General features: G+C 42.9%; 19 protein-coding genes. All 19 read right to left on the bottom strand.

The window, feature by feature from the left end; genetic code table 11:
* Nucleotides 1-264: 264 nt before the first annotated feature.
* Nucleotides 265-2,316, bottom strand: coding sequence for a helix-turn-helix domain-containing protein (locus ACNQGS_RS11965; protein WP_491487478.1), 2,052 nt, complete (start codon nucleotides 2,314-2,316; stop codon nucleotides 265-267).
* Between the two features lie 273 nt (nucleotides 2,317-2,589).
* Nucleotides 2,590-3,399 (bottom strand): SDR family NAD(P)-dependent oxidoreductase, encoded by an 810-nt coding sequence (locus tag ACNQGS_RS11960; RefSeq protein ID WP_423799812.1) that lies wholly within the window; start codon nucleotides 3,397-3,399, stop codon nucleotides 2,590-2,592.
* 43 nt (nucleotides 3,400-3,442) lie between these two features.
* Nucleotides 3,443-3,871 carry a MarR family winged helix-turn-helix transcriptional regulator gene (locus ACNQGS_RS11955; RefSeq protein ID WP_423799813.1) on the bottom strand — a complete coding sequence of 143 codons (429 nt, stop codon included), beginning with the start codon at nucleotides 3,869-3,871 and terminating at the stop codon, nucleotides 3,443-3,445.
* A gap of 9 nt (nucleotides 3,872-3,880) precedes the next feature.
* Nucleotides 3,881-4,639 carry an SDR family NAD(P)-dependent oxidoreductase gene (locus ACNQGS_RS11950; RefSeq protein WP_491487477.1) on the bottom strand — a complete coding sequence of 253 codons (759 nt, stop codon included), beginning with the start codon at nucleotides 4,637-4,639 and terminating at the stop codon, nucleotides 3,881-3,883.
* A 216-nt stretch (nucleotides 4,640-4,855) separates the two neighbouring features.
* The gene (gene lacD, locus ACNQGS_RS11945) at nucleotides 4,856-5,857 is read right to left on the bottom strand and encodes a tagatose-bisphosphate aldolase (RefSeq protein WP_491487476.1); all 1,002 of its coding nucleotides are present in this window, start codon (nucleotides 5,855-5,857) and stop codon (nucleotides 4,856-4,858) included.
* Between the two features lie 12 nt (nucleotides 5,858-5,869).
* Nucleotides 5,870-6,808: a tagatose-6-phosphate kinase gene (gene lacC / locus ACNQGS_RS11940; protein WP_491487475.1), complete on the bottom strand. Its 939-nt coding sequence runs from the start codon at nucleotides 6,806-6,808 to the stop codon at nucleotides 5,870-5,872.
* The gene (gene nagA / locus ACNQGS_RS11935; protein ID WP_491487474.1) at nucleotides 6,805-7,983 is read right to left on the bottom strand and encodes an N-acetylglucosamine-6-phosphate deacetylase; all 1,179 of its coding nucleotides are present in this window, start codon (nucleotides 7,981-7,983) and stop codon (nucleotides 6,805-6,807) included. Before nagA ends, lacC begins: the two co-directional genes overlap by 4 nt.
* 265 nt (nucleotides 7,984-8,248) lie before the next feature.
* A complete protein-coding gene (locus ACNQGS_RS11930) occupies nucleotides 8,249-9,418 on the bottom strand; it encodes an SIS domain-containing protein (RefSeq protein WP_491487473.1) in 1,170 nt (389 codons plus the stop codon).
* 13 nt (nucleotides 9,419-9,431) lie between these two features.
* Nucleotides 9,432-10,334, bottom strand: a complete 903-nt coding sequence (locus ACNQGS_RS11925; RefSeq protein ID WP_491487472.1) for an ROK family protein — start codon at nucleotides 10,332-10,334, stop codon at nucleotides 9,432-9,434.
* Between the two features lie 184 nt (nucleotides 10,335-10,518).
* Nucleotides 10,519-11,283 carry a carbohydrate ABC transporter permease gene (locus ACNQGS_RS11920; protein WP_491487562.1) on the bottom strand — a complete coding sequence of 255 codons (765 nt, stop codon included), beginning with the start codon at nucleotides 11,281-11,283 and terminating at the stop codon, nucleotides 10,519-10,521.
* A gap of 83 nt (nucleotides 11,284-11,366) precedes the next feature.
* Nucleotides 11,367-12,305, bottom strand: a complete 939-nt coding sequence (locus ACNQGS_RS11915) for a carbohydrate ABC transporter permease (RefSeq protein WP_491487561.1) — start codon at nucleotides 12,303-12,305, stop codon at nucleotides 11,367-11,369.
* 70 nt (nucleotides 12,306-12,375) lie between these two features.
* Nucleotides 12,376-13,626: an ABC transporter substrate-binding protein gene (locus tag ACNQGS_RS11910; protein WP_491487471.1), complete on the bottom strand. Its 1,251-nt coding sequence runs from the start codon at nucleotides 13,624-13,626 to the stop codon at nucleotides 12,376-12,378.
* 255 nt (nucleotides 13,627-13,881) lie between these two features.
* Nucleotides 13,882-15,156, bottom strand: a complete 1,275-nt coding sequence (locus ACNQGS_RS11905; protein ID WP_491487470.1) for a Gfo/Idh/MocA family protein — start codon at nucleotides 15,154-15,156, stop codon at nucleotides 13,882-13,884.
* 88 nt (nucleotides 15,157-15,244) lie between these two features.
* Complete coding sequence (locus ACNQGS_RS11900) at nucleotides 15,245-16,294, bottom strand: LacI family DNA-binding transcriptional regulator (RefSeq protein WP_491487469.1); 1,050 nt, start codon at nucleotides 16,292-16,294, stop codon at nucleotides 15,245-15,247.
* A gap of 212 nt (nucleotides 16,295-16,506) precedes the next feature.
* Entirely contained in the window at nucleotides 16,507-17,241 is a 735-nt protein-coding gene (locus tag ACNQGS_RS11895; RefSeq protein ID WP_491487468.1) for a GntR family transcriptional regulator, read from the bottom strand.
* Nucleotides 17,242-17,388: 147 nt separating this feature from the next.
* On the bottom strand, nucleotides 17,389-18,306 hold the full coding sequence (locus ACNQGS_RS11890; protein ID WP_491487467.1) for a DMT family transporter: 918 nt from the start codon (nucleotides 18,304-18,306) through the stop codon (nucleotides 17,389-17,391).
* 151 nt (nucleotides 18,307-18,457) lie between these two features.
* Nucleotides 18,458-19,225 carry an SDR family oxidoreductase gene (locus tag ACNQGS_RS11885; protein ID WP_491487466.1) on the bottom strand — a complete coding sequence of 256 codons (768 nt, stop codon included), beginning with the start codon at nucleotides 19,223-19,225 and terminating at the stop codon, nucleotides 18,458-18,460.
* Nucleotides 19,226-19,622: 397 nt separating this feature from the next.
* A complete protein-coding gene (locus ACNQGS_RS11880) occupies nucleotides 19,623-20,009 on the bottom strand; it encodes an FxsA family protein (protein WP_491487465.1) in 387 nt (128 codons plus the stop codon).
* 22 nt (nucleotides 20,010-20,031) lie between these two features.
* Nucleotides 20,032-20,535 (bottom strand): SRPBCC family protein, encoded by a 504-nt coding sequence (locus tag ACNQGS_RS11875; protein ID WP_491487464.1) that lies wholly within the window; start codon nucleotides 20,533-20,535, stop codon nucleotides 20,032-20,034.
* Between the last annotated feature and the right edge of the window lie 304 nt (nucleotides 20,536-20,839).

Genomic DNA, 20,839 nt, shown 5'->3' with positions numbered 1-20,839 from the left:
CTTGTTTCTTATCATAAATGATTGATTTTAAAAATTCAGAAAATAAACCATCTTATATTATTTAATTATTAGGCGAAATAAAAATGGAAAAAAGCTAAGGAAGGTAGACCTGACAGGCTTGAGAAAATAAGAATATTTTTTTATGTACGCAATGATCACGACAACCGTTCACAACTACCACGACATTGGTAAGAGATAAACCTTTTTGAACAAAAAAAAAGAACCTGATGCACATTTTCTATGCATAAGGTCCTTCCTGGCTTACTAAAATCGCTCCAGCCAATTCAACAGTTTTGTTTGTATTTTTTTAGATGGAATCTTTTTTCCTCGTTCAATATTACTTAAATAGGAAGTTGAAATTTCCAGCTCCTCAGATACAACTGCCAATGGCAGATTATATTTTTCTCGGGTCTCCCTGAAACGCTCTCCGATTATTTCATCCACTTCCCCGATCAACTCTTTCGATGGATGCTTCATACTCTTTCCTTGCTGACTTCTCTTGATTGGACGGTATTGCTCCTTAATAAATTTAGGTGGATCTATTAGAATCATTGCGTTCATCCAGATCCGGCCCCAGCCTTTTTGTTCTGCTATTGCCTCATCCCATTTTTCATAATACCATGCTCCAATTAAACCATCCTGCTGCAAAGTGTCCAATGCTTTTTCGAATCGTTCCCTTGTCCGTGATGGCGTCCGCTCATTTATTCTCACACCGATCGCCTCTAGCAATGTGCTTATCTTATTCGGTTGTAGAAAATGACCCTTCCTTGCCTGAATTCGCCACCGCCAGCTTAAATATCTTAATAGCCGCTTTTCCCAAGTTTTTCGATATGGATCATAATGCAATACTTTTAATGGGAGAAGTGCAACTTGGCGTCCAGAACCAAACAGGTACTTTGCAAAAACTTGATCCACTTTATATCTAATCTTTCTTTCTATAGATTCTTCTGTTATTGGAAATTCCTTGTGATTTTGATCAACAAAAACAAACGCCCTTCCCTGCAGCTTTGTCTCAACAGGCTTCCCTTTTTCATAAACGATCGTCTTCTCCAATTCAATCCAAAGCTTTTGAATAATTGAGAGCGATTTCAAAACTTGTCGTCTCTGTTTTTCCTCGTACCCTCCGCGGCGGCCTTCACCACCTAATTTGGGTTTTAAACCTCTAATCGCTAACAGGTCATCTAATTGAATTTCCACTATGTCGTCAGTATGCTTTGCGATAGATAAGAAAAATGTGCATAGTGCGTCAAATATATCAGCTTCCAAGTCGGATAAAACTTGGATATCATTCCAAGTATCTTTGACAATAGAGTGGTTTTTGTTAAACGGATAATGGTCTTTTTTAAATGGTTTGATTTGGAGAATTCCTTCTAAACTGCCTTTTACTAAAGTAGTTGTAGGCCATAAATTAGATTCATTTTGTTTTTGTTGAAAACACATTTTATAAAATGCTTCGCGGACAGATTGGTATGGTGAATTGTTCATGACGTATATATAATCATGAATCGCTAAATTAAAGGTTAATTCGTTGATCGGAGAAGTCATCGGGAACTCAAAATGTGACGTGTCTTCCTTTAAATAAAGCATTGCTTCAATTTGCTGGACAGAGTAATTTTCTAAATTTAAAAAGTCGATAATCTTCTGAACCCAGTCAAATGTATAAGCATTAACAATATCAGTAAATCGCAAGAGGAATTGTTTATTACTAGATAAATTCTTGGAAATATATTCATAGAAAAGTTCATTTAATTCTTTTTTATCGAGTGTAACTAACTTGTTTTTCCCTAGTGAATGTTCCATGTCCTCCAATACCCATTCAGTCAAATGAACTCTGAACCATTGACAGAAATTTTGCCATGCCTGATCATTCACTAAAAAAGTGTCTCTCTTTAAGATATCTTCAATATATTGAATGGATCTATTTTTCAATCTCTTATCATTAAGAATATTGGTGAAAACAGGAGATAACTTTTTGTACTTCGTTAACAGGAATGTCACTATATTTTCCGCAATTAATCGTATTAATCGATTTCTTGCTAATAACCGCAGGCTATTAAAGACATGTGCGCTCTCTTGATATACTCGATCCCAAATAATAAATGACCTGCTTCCATTAACATTAGTAAAAAGCGGAATCTCCATAAGCGATCCGTTTAATTGATTCACTTCTCCCCACTCGTCTTCTTCCAATTTATGCTCCTGCTCATAGACACAAAGAATAAGAAAATTATCGATCTTCGCTGATAGCTGTTCGGCAAGTCGACTGGCGCCCTTGCCATCCTTCTGGTTTTGATTGGCAATATTATGATTTAACATCATTACCTCCTCGACTTTAAAAATAAAGTGCAAAAGGTGGAGAAAAAGTCTTGGTGCTTTATTAACAAATTTAGTTATTTTTTAGTGTACCATCGGATTTTATATTATTCAATATTTTCAGAAATCAGATCCTATGACTTGGGCTTATAGATCTTATAGAGACCGAAATGCTTAGGAAACTAATTTAAACACAGGTTAATGAAACTTAATGAAACATCCACTATTGTATTGAAAAAAAGGACCTCCACAGGTCCTTAAGATTTCGTCACAAACCTATTGATTACGTGCCTTCTCCAAAAATTGATTAAAATCAGCAATGCTTGGATTGGCCATATAGTGCCCGCCTTCCACTTGAATCGTTTGTCCGGTAATAAATTTAGATTCATCTGAAGCAAGAAACACTACCGTGTAACCAATATCATCCGCTTCACCATGGTACGGCAGTGCGTTAAATTTCGCAAAAATATCAAGCACTTCCTGCGGCATATTATTCTTTGCGGCAGGTGTCAGAATTAACCCTGGTGCTACTGCATTGCAACGTATCCCATCTTTTCCGTATTGGGCTGCAATATAGCGAGTCAGGTTGGCAACTGCTGCCTTTGAGGCACCGTAAGCCGAACGGGTGGAGTCACCGGCAAATGCGGCCATTGATGTTGTGTTAATAATCGACCCGCCCCCTGCTTTAATCATATGCGGTATCGCAAATCGACTGCCCAAAAGAACACTTTTGGCATTCACATTCATCAGCCGGTCCCATTCATCCAAGTCAATATTGACAACATCAAGATCTTTATGCAGATTTGTCAGGCCAACATTATTAAATAAAACGGTTATTGTTCCGTAATGTTCTACCGTAAAATCAACCGCAGCCTTAATCGATTCCTCGTTCCCCGCATCAAGAAAAATACCAGCTGCTTCCCCGCCTTGCTGCTTAATTTTTGCGGCTGCCTCTTTCGCACCTTCAACATTAAAGTCAGCGATTACTACCTTTGCCCCTTCTCTTGCAAGCAAAGTGGCGGCTGACAGCCCAATTCCGGAAGCCCCGCCTGTCACTAACGCAACTTTTCCTTCCACTCTTCTCATCTTCTCGTCCCCTTTGTACATAAAGATTTAAAAAATAACGCTGTTAAATATGTTCGAAGTTTTTCAGCAATTTTTCATGAATAGATAAAAATTGCTGTACCTCTTCTTCAGTTAATACCTGAAATAATTGAGTTCTTAATTCCTGCCCCTTTTTCTGCGCCTCACGGAGAACAGCAGTACCTTCCTTTGTAATCGATAAGAACACAGTACGCCGGTCCTCTTCATTGTATTTCCGTTCCGCAAAACCGAGCTTGATTAGTCGATTGGCAATGTTGGTCATTGCCCCGGGTGTATAGCCTAGCTTTTCTGCCAATACCGTCTGTTTTTGGGGCCCTTTCACTTTTAGTTCAGCCAATACGAGAATGGGGGATATACCGATATTATGCTGAAAAGCTTTGTTCCAGCGTATAATTGCCTCATTTGTAAATAGTTCAACTGTATGAATAAGTTTAAAAATATTATCTTTTTCCAAAGGATCCTCCTAGACGAGTTTAATTGCCCCGCCGTCTACCATAATGGTCTGTCCGGTAATATAATTTGCATCCTCGCTAGCTAAAAAGACAGCGACTCTGCCAATGTCACTTTCAACTTCCCCTAATCTTCTCATTGGTATTCTTGAAAGCATACCCTGGTAATAATCAGGATGTTCCTTCGCCCATTGTTGGACACCAGGCGAGTTGGCAATCGGTGAGATGATGTTGACGTTGATGCCAAACGGACCAAATTCATTTGCGGCAACCCGGGAAATCGCACGGATGGCTTCCTTTGCGGCTGCATAAGATGCTTGAGTCGCATCCCCATTAATTCCCGCACCAGACGCAAAGTTAATGATTTTTCCCTTTGTTTCTTTTAAATATGGCAAAGCAGCCTGCATCAGGTAAAAGGTTGGATAAAATCCTGTGTTAAAAGAAAGATCCAGCATTTCTTTGGTTGTTTGTTCAAATGGTGCCTGCCTTGAAGCATGGGCATTGTTCACCAAAATATCAAGCTTTCCAAAGTGGTCGACAGCCTGCTTAATGATGCCTCCAAGCTTATCATGTTCAGCAAGATTGGCTTCAATAAAAATCGATTCAGGCTGATACTCACGTAATTCTTGAATGGCTTGCTGACCTAATTCCCCATTTAGGTCTACGATTGCAACTTTCGCGCCTTCTTTCACGAACGCCTTTGCCATCCCTTTGCCTATACCTCCTGCGCCTCCAGTGATGAGAGCCACTTTACCTTCTAATCTATTAGACATTGTCATCCATCTCCTCTCAAAATTTATTTTAACATTAAAATATTTAATAGTAAAATATTTAATAGTAAAGTAAATGGCGGTATGGCTTTAAAGGAAACGAAAGGCAGTATTAGGACCTTTGGAAAAAATTAAGTTTGTGGCTAAACATGCCGACCATAGACAAAAAGCCGGAATTCATGACGAACCCGGCTTTAAGAATGTGAAATATTATGAATACTAGCGATAGATTCCTAGAGCGGTCTTTTCAAACCAAGAGCTGGCCGTTTCTTTCAAGACTGCGTTCAGTTCCAGGATATTTCTACTGCCAGTGCCCTGGAGCCAAGCACGGCCTGCGTCTTCACCTTGTTCGGCAAATGGAGCAACACCGTTCTTCCAGGTAGCCCGGCCGCATAAGACACCGTTAAAGGTGGACCCGGATGCCTTTGCAAATTTCAATGTTTCCTGGAACAATTGGGCACTTACACCGGCGCTTAAGAAGATAAACGGAAGGTCCGTTGCTTCGCTTTGCTCCTTGAAATAGCCAGCTGCTTCTTCCTTCGAGTAAGCGACTTCCTCGTCCGTGTACCCTTCAACAAAGTTCATATCAACAGGCACTTCTACTTTCAAAACGTCCACCTGGTACTGCGGCTTGGAGAATTCTCTCATCGCCTCAATCACCTTATGCGGCTTCACTTTCGCATACTCCAAGCTTTTCACATCATCGTTTTGGGCATCGTAGGTAACAATCTCAAGGAAAAACGGAATATCCTCCGCCGCACACTCAGAGCCTACGCGCTCCATGTACACATGCTTATATTCATTAATTTTTTCATCTTCATCGACATCATAATACAGCAAAAATTTCACTGCATCGGCGCCCGCTTCCTTTAAGCGCCGTACTGACCATTCAGTCAGTAAATCAGGCAACCGGCCAACCGCGGTGGCATCATAGCCAGTTTTTTCATAGGCCACTAATAAGCCCGCTTCTGGATGACGGACTTTTGAGGCAGGCAGACCATATTCCGGATCTAATAGAATCGAAGTTGCATAGGGTGTCAGTTCTTCAGAGACCAATTGTTTAAAGCGGACAATACCCTCATCGCCAACAGGACTTTTGCTGCCGGAGGCAATCATTTTCTTTAAGGAACCGCGCTGGTCAATCGCCAATGCACCAATGATTCCATTTTCATCGGACAAACGTTTAAGGGCTTCTAGTTTATTTTTCGTTAGCTTTAACATAGACATTCACCTCTAGTAATCTATTTTTTCCACTTGAACACACTCGAAAAATTCAGCAAATTTTGCAGTATTAATATGGCCAGTTGTAGCTTCCATCGTATTCAGCATCCCCGTGGTCATCGCCGTTTTCAGCACAACCGGGACAGGCTGCTGGTGTTTCAAAGCGACTGCAAGCCCGGCTACCGTCGCATCCCCGGAACCAACAGGATTCACCACATCAATCGAAGGGATGGTAACCCGGTAAAAATCTGAACCCTGCTTAACAAAGGCACCTTCCCCGCCCATGGATACGACAATCCACTCAATTCCCTGAAACATTTCGTCTTCTAACGCCTCCGACAGGCTGCTAATGCTTTGTTCCACTTCCCTGTCGAGCAGCTGCGTTAGCTCCGTGATATTGGGCTTAATGGCAAATGGCTTTACGTTATATAACAGAACTTGCCGCAGCGACTCCCCTGATGTATCCACAATCACAGGAATACCCTTTTCCCGACCCATCTCGACCATCTGCCGGTAAAAGCTAGAAGGCAGACCTTTCGGTAAACTGCCCGAGATGGTTACCAAAGATACATTAGACAGAAGAGTTTCGTATTTTGCTAGAAAGGCAGAACCGTCTTCATTCGTCAAGGTTGGTCCCGATTCCAAAATTTCCGTCTGCTTGCCGTCATGGAGAATCGCGATGCAGTTTCTTGATTCTTGGTTTATCTTTAAAAAATTATTTTCAATCTCGGCTTTCGTCAATTCCTGAATGATGTAGTCGCCAATCGTTCCGCCCAGGACGCCGGTCGCCAGAACGTTCTCGCCCAGCTGTTTGATGACACGGGCGACGTTTAAACCCTTGCCGCCTGCCGTTTTTCTAACGGCAGCGACCCGGTTTACATCATCAAGCTTAAATTCAGGAATCGGGTAAGAAATATCCACGGACGGGTTCATCGTGACCGTTAAAATCATCGGACTCCCTCTTTCTGCGTGAAGTTTTCTGCCTTGTACCGGCAAACACCGTCGAGATACGTCGCCGCAAGCTCCAGGTCCGGTGTCAGCACAATAAAATCGGCTGCAAGACCATTGGCGATTTTGCCGCATTCCTCGTCCAGTTGAATGCTTTTCGCAGGTGCGGTGCTGGCCATATAGATGGCTTCCTCCGGGGTTGCAATCCCCCAATCCACTACATTTTTAACAGCTTCGATTAATTGCAAAATACTCCCCGCCAGGCTTCCGCTCTCCAAACGGGCAGCCCCGCCTTTCACTACAACTGGAAATTCACCTAGCTGATAACGGCCATCCGGCATCCCGCCTGCCATCATGCAATCAGTAACGAGAACCGTTTCCTTTCTGCCCCGGGCATTCATTAAAATATGGGCGGCTGCAGGATGGACATGGTGACCGTCACAAATAACTTCCGCAAACACATTTGGCAGACTTATGGCTGCGCCTGCCATCCCCGGCTCGCGATGATGCAGTCCGCTCATGCCGTTGAAGGTATGAACAAAGATCGATGCGCCCTTCTCAACCGCCTCTTTTGCCTCTGCATAGGTGGCATCACTATGGGCTAACGCCACCGTTACCTGAGCCTTCACAGCATGTTCGATAAATTCCAGTGCCCCATTCCGTTCTGGAGCAAGGGCAATTTTTCTGATGAAACGATTTGATTTTTCTTGCCAGGTTTCCAGCTTTTCCACTGATGGGTCACAGAAATATTTGGTGTTTTGAGCGCCTTTATGTTTTTCTGTAAAAAATGGACCTTCTAAAAAGATTCCTCGGATTTTCGCTCCTGGAACGCTCGAATAATGTTCGCCAATCATCGTCACCACATCGTTCAATGCCTCCGTAGAGGAGGTCAGAGTGGTTGGCAAAAACGAAGTCACACCACACGAGAGCAGCCCCTCGGAAATTGCCTTTAACCCCTCTGGGTCATTGTCCATGACATCGTGGTTTTGGAAGCCATGAATATGCGTGTCAACCAAACCTGGAGCGATCCAATAGCCGGAATAATCGATAACTGTCCCAGACGGATTCGGCAGTTGATGATGGTAATAGGAAAATTTACCCTCTTTAATTTCCAGATAACCAGGTCCTGCCACCCCATCCTCAAGAAAAAACTGATCTGCATAAATAAATAGCTTCATACCTGCACCTCTATGAAAAATGGATGCGGATGACATCCTTGTTAATTTTTTGTCCCTATTCTAAGAGATTTTGCTAATAAGGTTTCGCAAATAAAAATTGCAAAATCGCAAATAAAAGGGTTGAATTCGCAAATAAAACTCGTAAAATCGCAAATAAAAGTGCTGGATTCACAAATAAAGCCTGAAAACACCTCAAAAAAGTGTCAATATTACGCTTTATTGCTTCAATTCTATAGAAAGAAGCAACAATATTTACGTTAACAGCTTAACTTTTATATTCGTGAATCGTTACCCCTTTAACCACCCGATTGACAGTTCCGCTCGGTGATGGCGTATCCGGTGTATTCCCTACTTTTATGGAAGAAAGCAGAGCGATAGTCTGCCCAACCATCACAAATGGCAGTGACAGGTAAGCATCCGGTACAGTCCCTGCCTCACGGTCAAATAAGAATGTATCACCAGTATAATTGCTGTCCCCGTCAACAGAGATTGCACAAATGAGGCTCGCTACCTGGTCCTGCTTCAATTCATTTAACATATCCAAATCGTACTGGCGGGTATAAGGCTGGTTGGACACAAACGTGAATATGACAGCTTTATCATTCACAAATGACTTCGGACCGTGACGGAATCCAAGCGATGAATCAAAAGCGGTAGCAATTTTTCCCGCAGTCAGTTCAAGAATTTTCAACTGTGCTTCCCTCGCCAAGCCTTCAAAGCCGCCGGAACCAAGATAAATAATCCGTTCAAAATCAACTGCAAGCATTTCTGAGATTTCCGCTTCTCTACTGATGACACTTTCCCCCATAGTGCGGATGGTTTTAACAATCTGTCCCTTTTCTTCATCTGACAATGTATCGAAAATAAGCAGGGCAGTTAGCGCCATACAGGTGTAGCTTCCGGTCATCGCAAAGCCTTGGTCATTGGATTTCTCCGGCATTAATAATAGAAGATTCTCGTCATCTCCTGCTGCCCGCTGCGCCAACTGACCTTCCTTTGAACAGGTAATCGTGATTTGATAGAGATTCGTAACGATTTGCTGTGCAAGCTCAACGGTCGCCACACTTTCCGGACTGTTGCCGCTTCTCGCAAAAGAAACCAGCAAAGTCGGGATATCGGCTTTCAAAAATTGATAAGGGTTGGACACAATCGCTGTCGTTGGAACACTCTGCACATCCCACTGTTTTTCATCGACTTTTCCTTTTAAATATGGAGTAACGGTGTCGCCGACATAAGCAGAAGTTCCAGCCCCTGTAAAAATGACGCGAACCCGTCCATGCTTTTCTGTTATGTTCTGCAAAAACGATTGGATTTTTTCAATTTTCTCATTATAAAGTGTAAACGTTTCTGCCCATAATTCAGGCTGCTGTTTAATTTCCGCTGTGGTAATCTCCGCACCTAACGGCTTTAATTTTTCCAAACTTAACGTAAACATTCACGACACTCCCCTAATTTTCTTCAAATACCTTGAGGCCCGCTCCGACGATGCCGTTATCCTGCTTGATGGTGCTGACGGACATCCGCTTTAATACATGCTGCTGTTCAGGAATTTGATAGGATTTTAGTTTTTCTTTTATGATTTCAAGTAAAAAAGGATTATTGGCGATCACGCTGCCGCCAAATACGATTTGATGCGGATCTAATAGACAGGAAATCGAATAAAGGCCCTGTGCCCAATGATTCGTCACTTCATCGATAATTGGTTGGTACTCGGCCGCGCCCGCTTGATAACGTTTAAAAACTTCCTTAGTCGATAGAGTCCCCGACAGTACCTTTTCGGCCAATTTTGCAATGGCTGGCCCGGCTGCCGCTTTTTCCAGGCGCTCTAATTTCGGACCAGCTACATTTGCTAGAATTGGAATTAATCCAAACTCACCGGCAAACCCTGCCCCTCTGAAAAAGGAACCTTGATGGATAATGGCGCAGGAGATGCCCGTGCTGACGGTTACATAGACAAACGTTTCATTTCTGTTTCCACCAGCCGCCATCCACTCGGCAAAGGCGGCCGTATAGACATCATTGTCAATTTCAATACGCTCGAGTCCAAATTGTTCCCTAAGGCGGTCAGCGACCGGAAATTGGGCCCAAGGCAGATTATTTTGAAAAACAGCGATTCCGGTCTCCCGGTCCACCTTGCCCGGTACGCCGACACCAATGCCTTCTATGTCAGTAATCAAAAAAGAAGAACCGTTCAGAACCTGCTCGACTGCTTCAACAACTCTAGTAAACATGTGCTCTCGATCTGAAGGATCACTTTTCACTTCGGCGCGCTTTAGCAATTTACCGTTTTCTGAGATGATTCCCGCGGCAATCTTGGTCCCGCCGATATCAAGGCCAATGGCTTTTTTCATACTTAGCACCTCGACTGTAAAAAAATTTATGTAAGGATGGGTTGTTGGTACAAGTTGATTTGAAGAAAAACTCATAGACACTGAAGCTATGAGTTCATTTACATTGTAATTTTATTATAACATCCTTACTTGTAGGGTCAACCCAACAGACAAAAAAACTTCCTAAACGGTTCCGAGCAAATCCTTATTTTCCACCGGTAACGGCAATTCCTTCAATGAACTGTCTTTGCAGGAAGATAAATAGGATCAGCATTGGCAGAATTGCCAAGAAAGAGCCTGCCATGAGAATCGGATAATTGGTCAAATATTGGCCTTGCAGGGAGGATAAGCCGACTGATAATGTCATCGATTCCGGCGAACTATTAACAATCATTGGCCACATCAATTCGTTCCAGCTCCAAAGCGTCGTGAAAATCCCCAGTGCAATTAACCCCGGTTTGGCGAGTGGCAGCATGATTTTCCAATAGATTTGGAAATGGTTGCAGCCATCAAGCCGGGCCGCCTCCTCCAACTCTTTTGGAAGCCCCATAAAGAACTGACGCAACAGGAAGGTTCCGAAAGCGCTAAACAATCCCGGCACAACAACAGCCGACAGGGTATTGAGCCAGCCTAACTTTACCATAATCATATATTGCGGCAGCAAAAACACTTGACCCGGTACCATTAACACGGTCAGCGCTAACAAAAATAGGGCATTTCTGCCGGGAAATTCAATCCGGGCAAACGCATAGGCTGCAAGCGAACACAAAAACAGCTGGCCGGCAGTCCGAAGCAGTGTGATGATGACCGTATTGTACATAAATTTGAAAAAAGGCAGGAGCCCAAACACCTCTTTGTAGTTCCCCCATTGGAACTCCTCAGGAATGAAAACGGGAGGCACATGAATGGACTCTTGGTACGTTTTTAGCGAGGTGAGAATCATCCATAAGAAAGGCAATACCATTGCCATCGCTCCCACAATCAGGATGAAATGGATAAGGAATGTTTTACTTGTAACAAGCTGCTTTGTTCTTTGCAATGGTACCACTTCCTTTAATCATAATGAACCCACTTTTTCTGTAACACCATTTGAATCGCGGTAATAATTAGGATGACCGCTAACAGCAGCACTGCAATCGCGGCCGCATATCCCTTGTCATTTAATACGAAGGCATGCTGGTAGAACAAATACACAATCGACTGCGTACTTTCTAATGCCGTACTTCCCTTTCCAATCATCATAAAGATCAAGTCAAACACCTGGAACGCCCCGATGAGAGACATGATAGTCACAAAGAAAATAACCGGTGACAGAAGGGGCAGGGTGATTTTAAAGAATACCGTAATTGGGCCGGCACCATCGATTTCGGCTGCTTCATAGTACATTTTCGGAATTCCCTGCAGCCCGGAAAGGAAGATAACCATGTTATAGCCAATCCCACTCCAAATCGCGACGGCAATGACCGAATATAAAGCAATATGCGGGTCGGTGACCCATTGCGGCCCTTTGATTCCGATTAATGATAACAGATAGTTGAGCAGCCCATAATCCGCGTTATACAGCCATTTCCAAACCATTGCGATGGCTGCCGGCATGGTAATCACGGGTAAAAAATACAACGTCCGATAAACCGATTTCCCCTTAATATTTTGGTTTAACAGAACGGCTATAATAATAGATAGGAAGATTCCAATCGGCACAGTAAAGATTATATAGATGCTCGTGTTTTTAAAGGATTGCAGGAGCGTGGCATCCTCAAGCATCCGCTTGTAGTTAGCGAGCCCAGTCCACTCATATTGGCCAAAAGAGCCCCATTCCGTAAAACTAAAGTAAAAATTTTGGATGATCGGCCACAGGTAAAAAATAGCCAGCCCCAGCATCGTCGGGGCAATCATCAGATACGCCCAAAAGTAATCTGAACGCTTTCTGGTCTTTGCAAGGCTCACAGCCTTTAATTTTTTTGCTGGCTTGACTTCGGTCTGAAGAGGAATTTCTTTCACATGATTCCCTCCCTTTAAGGAAATGGAAGAGAAGAAATCAATTCTCCTCTTCTTTTTTTTACTACTTAGATAAAGCCTCATTTGCTTTTTTCGTTAATTCTTTTGCGGCATCTTCAATGCTTTCTTCTTGGCTCCATGCCTTTTTCAGGATATCGACCTCGTATTGCCAAATTTTCCCTGTGCTTTTCGCATTCGGCAGCGGCACAGAATATTCGCTTGCATCAATAAAGGCTTGAAGATTAAGGCTTGGAACAGATTTCACCCAAGTATCCTGCGCGCCGTTAAACGCTGGAATGACCGTTCCCGTTTTCGCATAAATCTCGGCAGCTTCCTTAGAGCCCAAGAACTGGACAAATTTCCATGCTGCATCTTTATGCTTTGTATTGGCCGCAATCACATTGGATAATCCATGAATCGCTGTCGCGCGGGTTTCACCTTTTGGTAGAACGGTTACATTTAAATCAGGGTTCTTCTTATATTCCGGTACCATCCAAGGGCCATCAAGCATCATCGCTACTTTTCCAGAAGAGAAAAGCTCGGAAGCTGCCGTTTCGGTCATTTGCGCCTGTGTTGGTGATAAACCTTCTTTTATGAAACTGGTATAGAATTTAAGGGCTTCGACTGTTTTCGGGTCATCAAATCCCGCTTTTTTGCCATCCTTAGAAATAACATAGCCGCCATTTTGCCAAATGAAATTATAATAGCCTTCTTGGTTAGCAATGGTTGAAGCAAAGCCCCAAACCCCTTTATCTTTGTTTGTCAGCTGTTTCGCCACATCTTTTAATTTATTCCAATCCCAGGTTTCATCCGGATACGGTACACCTGCATCGTCAAAAATCTTTTTATTGTACCAAAAACCGATTGTATCGTAGTCTTTTGGAATTCCGTAAACTTTTCCGTCAACGGTATAAAGGTCGATTAATGACTTCGGATAATTATCTAGACTATAGTTATCCTTTTTTGCCATATCGCTTATTGGAAGGATTACTTTTCCCTCTGCATATTGAGTAACATGAGCTCCGTTCATCCACAGAACATCAGGCAAAGCGCCGCCCGTTGCTGCTGTTTCAAGCTTTTGAAAGTACTGTCCATAAGGAGTAATCTCCGTTTTTACCTTGATGTTTGGATTTTTTTCGTTAAATTTCTTGATAATATCTTCAATGGCTGGAAGCTGTTTTTTATCCCATATGCCATAGGTTATTTCCACTTTCCCGTCCTTCGCATCACTAGAAGCTTTGTCATTATCACTGCAGCCTGCAAGCCCCAATAACCCTAGAACCACTGTTAGAAGCATGATTAGCCATTTTCTCATCCTTTTGCCCTTCTTTCAAAAATAGTTTAGTAGTTTTTCAATTCATTACTGTTTTTACACATAAGGGTTTTTCTAGATGATAAAAAATCTTCATGTTGATCCATTTAGGTTTCTCTTAACAATTTAGATAACGCTTACCACCTCCGTATCCAAACGTTTTCCTAATGGAGTTAATTATTCCATTCCTTCTTCTTGCTCTTAATTTATTATTGCATCACCACGAAAACGTGGTGTGACAATCCAATTTTTTCAACTTTAAGCTTTAATGGTTTCTTGTAAACTTTGATAATAGTCATCGATATTAATAGATTGTCCCTCATGCAAGCGGGATTCTTCAGCAGCAAATGCCATTAGGTGGCTTCTAACGGAAGCAGAAGCAGAAGAAACCCCGCCCTCGTTTTTGCCAATCTGGATTTCCCGAAGGAATGTTCTCATGATTCCATGATCACCGCCGCCATGTCCGCCCATAGGCCGATCGAAATGGATGACGGTTTCTTGCTTGGTCAGGAAGTCAAAGATAGAAATCTTATTTTCTTCCATATTTCCGCGGATTTCTCCTTTTGTTCCCATAATCTGGACGATTCGCGTCTGCTCTCTTGTAAAACCGCACATGCTGAAGGTGGCGGTGGCACCGTCCTCGAACTCCATATTTACCACCTGATGGTCAACAACATTATTGTCGGAGCGGTACACGCATTTTCCATAAGGGGTTTTGTTTAAAGCTTTAATAATCCCTTCGTTTGTATGGTCCTCGGTGAATTTCTTTGCCCAGCCCTTTCCTTCGCCAAGATAATATCTACCAGCATGGAATGGGCACTCAAGCTCGGCAGGACAGCCATCCAAACATCGGAGCGGCGCACCAGCTGGGGCATTTTCCTCTTTAAAATGCAGCAACGAGCCATAGGAACTCACGCGTTTACACTCTTTACCCATCACAAACGAGATAATATCCATGTCATGGCAGGATTTCTGAAGGATCATGGGACTCGATTTTTCTTTATTGTTCCAATTCCCTCTGACAAAGCTGTGGGACATATGCATGACTTCGACATTTTCATTCAGCTGCAGAGAGACCACTTCACCAATATCCCCACTCGTAATCACCTTTTTAATCGTGGACCAGAAATCGGTATATCTCAAGACGTGGCAGATGGTCAGCTGCCGGTTATATTTTTTCGCCTGTTGTTCCATCAAAATACATTCCAATGGGTCAGGAGACATTGGTTTTTCCAACAGAACATGATAGCCAAGCTCTAACGCTCTCATCGTTACCTTGAAATGATCTCTGTCGAGAGTACAAATGATGGCAATATCGGCAATCGGCTGCTCCTGTTGTAGTGCCTCTTCCCACGATCCATAACAATTTCCCTCCGGAATCTGATGGGCTTCTTGCACTTTTGTTCTTCTTTCGGCCCACGGCTCCGCGACACCGACAATCTTCAATTCAGTTGGATAAGCCGCAGCATATGGCGCATAGGCCCTTGCCCCTCTGTCCCCCGCCCCTATCAGGAGTGCTGTCATCGTTTTCATAATCCTTCTCCTCTCATTTCGTTTTCTTCGGAAAATTTTCCCCATGTTATCCAAACGTTTTCCAAAAGCTTTTAAAAAAAGGAACCGGTTAGGTCCGTTTTATAGCAGATGACTCACGAACGACCAATTCAAATGGTAAAATCAGCTTGATGGAAAGCGTTACTTTTTCTTCTACCATTTCCATGATCGTCTTCGCTGCCATTTTTCCCATTTCATATTTAGGGATATCAACAGTTGAAAGCGGTGGTGAAGAATATTTCCCCATTTCGATATTATCCACACCAAAGAAGGCGATGTCTTCGGGAATTCTTAACTCATTTTCAATTGCAGCTCTCATAGCAGCTATGGCCATCATGTCACTGGCGCATACCATAGCGGTTGGCAATGATTCAGGGTTACTTTTAATCAGCTGGTTCATTCCCTCATAGCTGTTTTCCATTTTCCACTTGGTGTTGATTATCCATTCCTGCTTAACAGTAAGTCCTGCCTCGTCCATAGCAGCTTCGAAACCTTTAAACCGGGATTCATCATGCAAATCCTTATAGGTTTCATTTGCCCCGCCGCCAATAAACCCAATTTCTCGATGTCCTTGGCTAATCAAATGCTTAACGACCGTTTTAATGGCTTCCTTACGGTCATAATCGACAATGGCGATATTCTTATCCGTATAGAAAAAGTCCAGTCCTACCACAGGAATTGTTTTTCTTATGTAGTCAATCAGGCTGTCATCAATCCTGTCGATCAGCAGCAACCCTTCAATCCCCAAGTCATGAATTGTCTTAAGAAGTAGCGATTCATTTTCCAGCTCATCCTTGGTAATACTTATTAGGGTGTAATCTTGATTCGTTAATGTATCACGAATTCCGGTATAGATATCGGAAAAGTACGGGTTGATTTCCGCTTGCTTGGGATTGGCCACCCAGCCAATTTTCATCGTTCGTGTATTGCTTTTCTGTTGTTTGTTGTGAACAAGGTTACGGGCATGCTGGTTCGGTGTATAACCTAACTCCTTAACCGCCTGCCAAATCTTATTCTTCGTTTCCTGATTCACATTTCGTGTTTGGTCGTTTTGAATGACCCGCGAAACCGTAGAGATGGAAACGCCTACATGTTCCGCAATATCTTTTAATCTTACCACTAGTAAAACACCTCGAGGTCAAAGCTTACAACGGCAATTGCTTAAATTTTTTGAATTAATAAGAATATAGCACCATTCGTAATTTTAAGTCAATAACCATTATATTAAAATCTTTTTTTAAAATATGATCATGCCACATAAGTTCAGGCAAATCATACATTTTTTAAAAAGCCTCACCTTTTGCAGCGAGACTTTTTTTGAATTAGACGAACCTACGTAAGTTCTGTATAAAACCGGCAACGGTCCCCTCGGACAATCGAACGGCAAAATTCTACCGGTTTTCCGCTTGTGTCAAAGGCGGTTCGTTCTAACAACAGTGCGGGTTTCCCAGCCTCTGTTTTTAGGAATTCACTTTCGTCCGGACGGATTAACACCGGTTCAAACGCCTCTCTTGCCCTGATGACAACGACGTTAAATTCCTCCTCAAGCAAATCATACAGGGAGGTCTCTCCCACCCTCTTCAAAGGCTCCATATTCGGTACCACTCTTTTTGGAAAGAAGGAGGATTCCAGAATATATGGATTATCATCGACACAGCGAAGGCGCTTCATTTCAATGACATGTTCCTCATTGGTTACTTGCAGTTCTTCCATAATCTCCGGGGTTGGTTTGACTTCCCGGATGTCAATGACAATGTCATTAGGGACCATCCCTTTTTCCTTGAAGCCCTTGCTAAAGCTATATAATCCCATTAAGGATTGCTGCATCAGCTTCGGCTTCGCCACAAACGTGCCTTTTCCCTGAATTCGATAAAGCAGCCCGTCCTGAACGAGTTCCTCAATTGCTTTTTTTGCGGTATTTCTACTAACATTATAATCATTCATTAATTGATGCTCGGATGGAATTTGATCCCCAGGCTTCCAGTCACCACTATCAATCGACTGTTTTAATCTTTCCTTAAGCTGATGATAAAGCGGGATCACACTATCACTTTGCAATGGTTTCATCGTAATCTACCTTCCTCACGATATGACAGGTTCAGGCTCATTATACCATCAATTGTCCCATCAATCCATCAAGTTTTATACAAAAATGATGCATGGGGACGGTTCTTATGCCTCACTATTTTGAGGCATGAGAACCGTCCCCATGCATCACAGCGGGGGCTGGACGCTTACTGGTTCGATTGCTGGTGTGTGTTTTTTGGATCCGAGTGTGTTAACGACGATAACTCCGGCAATGGCAACTGCGCCCCCGATGATGGAAATGAAGCTTGGCTGTTCATTGATCCAAATCCAGGCAATGAGGATGGCGAATACCGGTTCAAAATATATCATGCTCATAACCGACCCGGATTTTCCTAAGGAGAGGGCGATAGTCCATGTGACATAGCCAATCGCAGTTGGAAAAATCCCTAAATAAATAGCCGATAAATGGGCATCCAGGGTTGCGTGCTGCAGTTCTTGAAAATATCCCGGAAAGTAAATGAAAAAAGGAATCGTTCCAACCCAGGTAAAGTAGGCTGTTAATTCTATCGATGAATAGCGTCTCAAGAGAGGCTTTTGAAAGGCAAACATCACCGATGTCCCCAAGGCAGCGATTAATAGAAGGAACACCCCGCTGGAGATATGGAAAGACGAGCCTGCTGTTTCAAGTGCAATGATACCGATTCCTAAAAATCCCAAACCTAAGCCAATCCAGCCAAACAACCCTAGCCGTTCCCTTAATACGAATAGGGCAATTAGGGCAGTAAAAATAGGCGTTGACGAAATCAGCATCGCCGCGACTCCTGCATTTACGGTTTTCTCACCGAAAGCAACGCCGATATGATAAATACTGATCCCTACAAACCCCAGTATCACAATTTTCAGTATATCCCCTTTTTGTGGCAGACGGAATTTAACACCGGGCCATAGCGCGTAAATCGCAAATAGTGCCGACGCGATAAGGTATCGAGTGAGGATTAGATGCCCTGGAGAATAGCCTCCATGTAAAATCACACGAATGGCAGGGAAAGATGCTCCCCATATCATAACGGTAAACAACGCAATGGTTAAAGCTTTTATGTTCAAAATCCCCTCACCTCTTTTTTTCTACATAATCTCAAGGTTATCACGGTGATCACATTGTTTCAATCATAAAAATATGGAGGAAATCGTGATTAACCTTGCTGCATCACAGATATGGGGACCAGAATGTCACTCTCCATTGATTACACACCGTTCACTCCCGCCAATCCGGGTTATTTTTCAAAAATCCTTCCCATGCCTTTTGGCTTCCTTTTAAATTTTCTTCTCTTGTGGCTTTAAGCCGATTCTCGGTATCACCGTAGCCTATTTCTTGGCGGTTATTTTCGAAACCTTGGAAAATGGTGTCAGCAAAATCGTCCAAAGGTGCCCCGAAGGTATGCAGTCCCGCCCCGCCTAAATCTGTATTCACTGCTGGTGGGAAAATTTCAACCACCTCTATGCTCGTTTCCGCTAATTGCTGCCTTAAAGAAACCGTAAAGGAATGAAGGGCTGCTTTTGTCGCACTATATATTGGTACCCACACGCCCGGCATCAGCGCCAGTCCAGAGGAAACATTAATGATGGCCGCGTCCTTCAGCTTCTTTAATTGCGGGATTAAGAGCATCGAAAGATGAATGGGTCCTTCGACGTTAATGGCGATTTCATTTTGGTAATAGTCCCAATCCTTATCTGGTTTGAGGAGATTCACACGCTGCTGAATACCGGCATTGTTGACCAAGATGTTTAATGAAGGAAATTCCTTGGTAACCCATTCCGAAAGCTTGACCCGGTCCTCTAATTTAGATATATCACAAGCATGTATATGTAGTTTAGGATACTTTGCCTTTGCTTCTTCAAGCTTTTCCTGGCGCCGGCCCACTATGATGACCTCGTTCCCTCTTTCCAAAAACCGCTCCGCAAACGCCAGGCCAATACCAGAAGCACCGCCGGTTATTAAAATCGTGTTACCTGATAAATTCATCCTGCTTACCCCCTTTTATTTTTTTGGCTCTGTTATTATTCATTGTTGATTTTCGTGTAGGTATGAAAATTCATAGGCGGAGAAATTCCGGCTAATGTATATTGATGACTGGTTAAGAGCAGATATAAGCGGAGAAATTCCGATTAACTGCTCTAAATAAGACAAAATACAAAGATTTGGATCATATAAACGGAAAAACTCCCCTTATTTTTAAGGAAATATAGGTATTTCCCAATTTAAACGGAATTTTTCCGTTTATTTTTCAAACACAGTGAAATCAACATTAAGCTATAACAGAGCCATTTTTTAAAAATACCTCTATCGAATAATACAGGGGCCCCACTCCGCTGCTTTGCCGCATTAAACCTTTGCAGAAGCAGGGTTTAAGGCCCCTTGCCTATTTTATGATTCGTTTATTGCCTTTTTCTATTCGTTTTCTTAGTGCGTTAATCATAAGAAATTTAACTGGCTTTCGGGTTGGAGGGAATAGGAGCAGGAAGCCGAATATGTCACTCAAGAACCCCGGTGTTAACAGCAGGATTCCGCCGATCATGATACAAATGCCGTCCAAAACCGCTTCGCCCGGGATTTGTCCCATTTGAAGCTGCTCCTGTGCCTTCCTGATGGTTTGAAGACCCTCTCTTTTGGCTAAGTATGCACCTAACACGCCCGTCAAAATAATGAGCAGGATGGTAGGCCATACCCCAATTGTTTTTCCCGAAAGAAGCAGAAAACCAATTTCCGCTGCCGGAACGACTATGATTAATAACAGTAAATACCGCATAAAGTTCTCCTTCCAAATGTGTCTATATCCGGTCCGGTCTTTTATTCATTAGGGATACTTTCTCCACAGCTTGTTTATATTTCTCATACCACTTTTTCCATTCTTCCATCCGTTCGATGGTTTCGCCATCCATCAGGGCCTTGATCATATCAAGACATACATGCCAGCCGGCGAGGTCCTTTGGTGTGTGGGGGGTGAGTTTTTCAATCTTTTCTATTAAAAACAGCTTGCAGCCCGAGGCTTCCGTGGAAAGTTCGAATCGCACTGCCATGTCGCTTCCCCAAGTAAACTCCAATACGGATTGATCTTTGAGGTCCGTGATGGCCATCTTCTCAAAGGTTCCGTCGCCCATATCGAACTTCATAAACCCGCCTTCGCGTAGCTCACCTACACGAAGCTCGTTAAACCACTTGGCTAATTTTTCGTTGTTCGTTAACCAGGACCATACTTCCTCAACGGAGTGATCAAATTGCCGCTCGAATCGTGCGATGTAGCCATTTTCTGATTTTTCTAAGACTGCTAGCATCGGTTTCCTGCCTCCCATAAAAATATTGTTATTTCCATTATAGGAGAAACGCAGTTTAATTAAAAATAAGAACTCTATTTATTCCGATCTCTCATCTTTGGGGACCTCACGGGTAATATAGGGCCTCTATTTTTACCGTTCTCTCATTTTCGGAAACCTCACGGGTAAAATAAGGCTTCTATTTTTACCGTGACCTCATTTTTTAGAACCACATGGGTAAAATAGGGGCACTATTTTTACCGACCACCCCAGGTTTTGAACCTCACAGGCAAAATAAAGGGCAATTTTTCAAAAGGAAGCAAAA

The sequence above is a fragment of the Neobacillus sp. PVCKKU3 genome, assembly GCF_058323225.1.
This window is presented reverse-complemented; position numbering and strand designations above follow the sequence as displayed.

Bases quoted from the DNA above. Each gene is read 5' to 3' on its own strand.
- ACNQGS_RS11965 (WP_491487478.1), bottom strand. From the start codon at position 2,316: ATGTTAAATCATAATATTGCCAATCAAAACCAGAAGGATGGCAAGGGC.
- ACNQGS_RS11960 (WP_423799812.1), bottom strand. From the start codon at position 3,399: ATGAGAAGAGTGGAAGGAAAAGTTGCGTTAGTGACAGGCGGGGCTTCC.
- ACNQGS_RS11950 (WP_491487477.1), bottom strand. From the start codon at position 4,639: ATGTCTAATAGATTAGAAGGTAAAGTGGCTCTCATCACTGGAGGCGCA.
- lacD (WP_491487476.1), bottom strand. From the start codon at position 5,857: ATGTTAAAGCTAACGAAAAATAAACTAGAAGCCCTTAAACGTTTGTCC.
- lacC (WP_491487475.1), bottom strand. From the start codon at position 6,808: ATGATTTTAACGGTCACGATGAACCCGTCCGTGGATATTTCTTACCCG.
- nagA (WP_491487474.1), bottom strand. From the start codon at position 7,983: ATGAAGCTATTTATTTATGCAGATCAGTTTTTTCTTGAGGATGGGGTG.
- ACNQGS_RS11930 (WP_491487473.1), bottom strand. From the start codon at position 9,418: ATGTTTACGTTAAGTTTGGAAAAATTAAAGCCGTTAGGTGCGGAGATT.
- ACNQGS_RS11925 (WP_491487472.1), bottom strand. From the start codon at position 10,334: ATGAAAAAAGCCATTGGCCTTGATATCGGCGGGACCAAGATTGCCGCG.
- ACNQGS_RS11920 (WP_491487562.1), bottom strand. From the start codon at position 11,283: ATGGCAATGGTATTGCCTTTCTTATGGATGATTCTCACCTCGCTAAAA.
- ACNQGS_RS11910 (WP_491487471.1), bottom strand. From the start codon at position 13,626: ATGAGAAAATGGCTAATCATGCTTCTAACAGTGGTTCTAGGGTTATTG.
- ACNQGS_RS11905 (WP_491487470.1), bottom strand. From the start codon at position 15,156: ATGAAAACGATGACAGCACTCCTGATAGGGGCGGGGGACAGAGGGGCA.
- ACNQGS_RS11895 (WP_491487468.1), bottom strand. From the start codon at position 17,241: ATGAAACCATTGCAAAGTGATAGTGTGATCCCGCTTTATCATCAGCTT.
- ACNQGS_RS11885 (WP_491487466.1), bottom strand. From the start codon at position 19,225: ATGAATTTATCAGGTAACACGATTTTAATAACCGGCGGTGCTTCTGGT.
- ACNQGS_RS11880 (WP_491487465.1), bottom strand. From the start codon at position 20,009: ATGCGGTATTTACTGTTATTAATCATAGTCGTTCCGGCAGCGGAAATT.
- ACNQGS_RS11875 (WP_491487464.1), bottom strand. From the start codon at position 20,535: ATGCTAGCAGTCTTAGAAAAATCAGAAAATGGCTACATCGCACGATTC.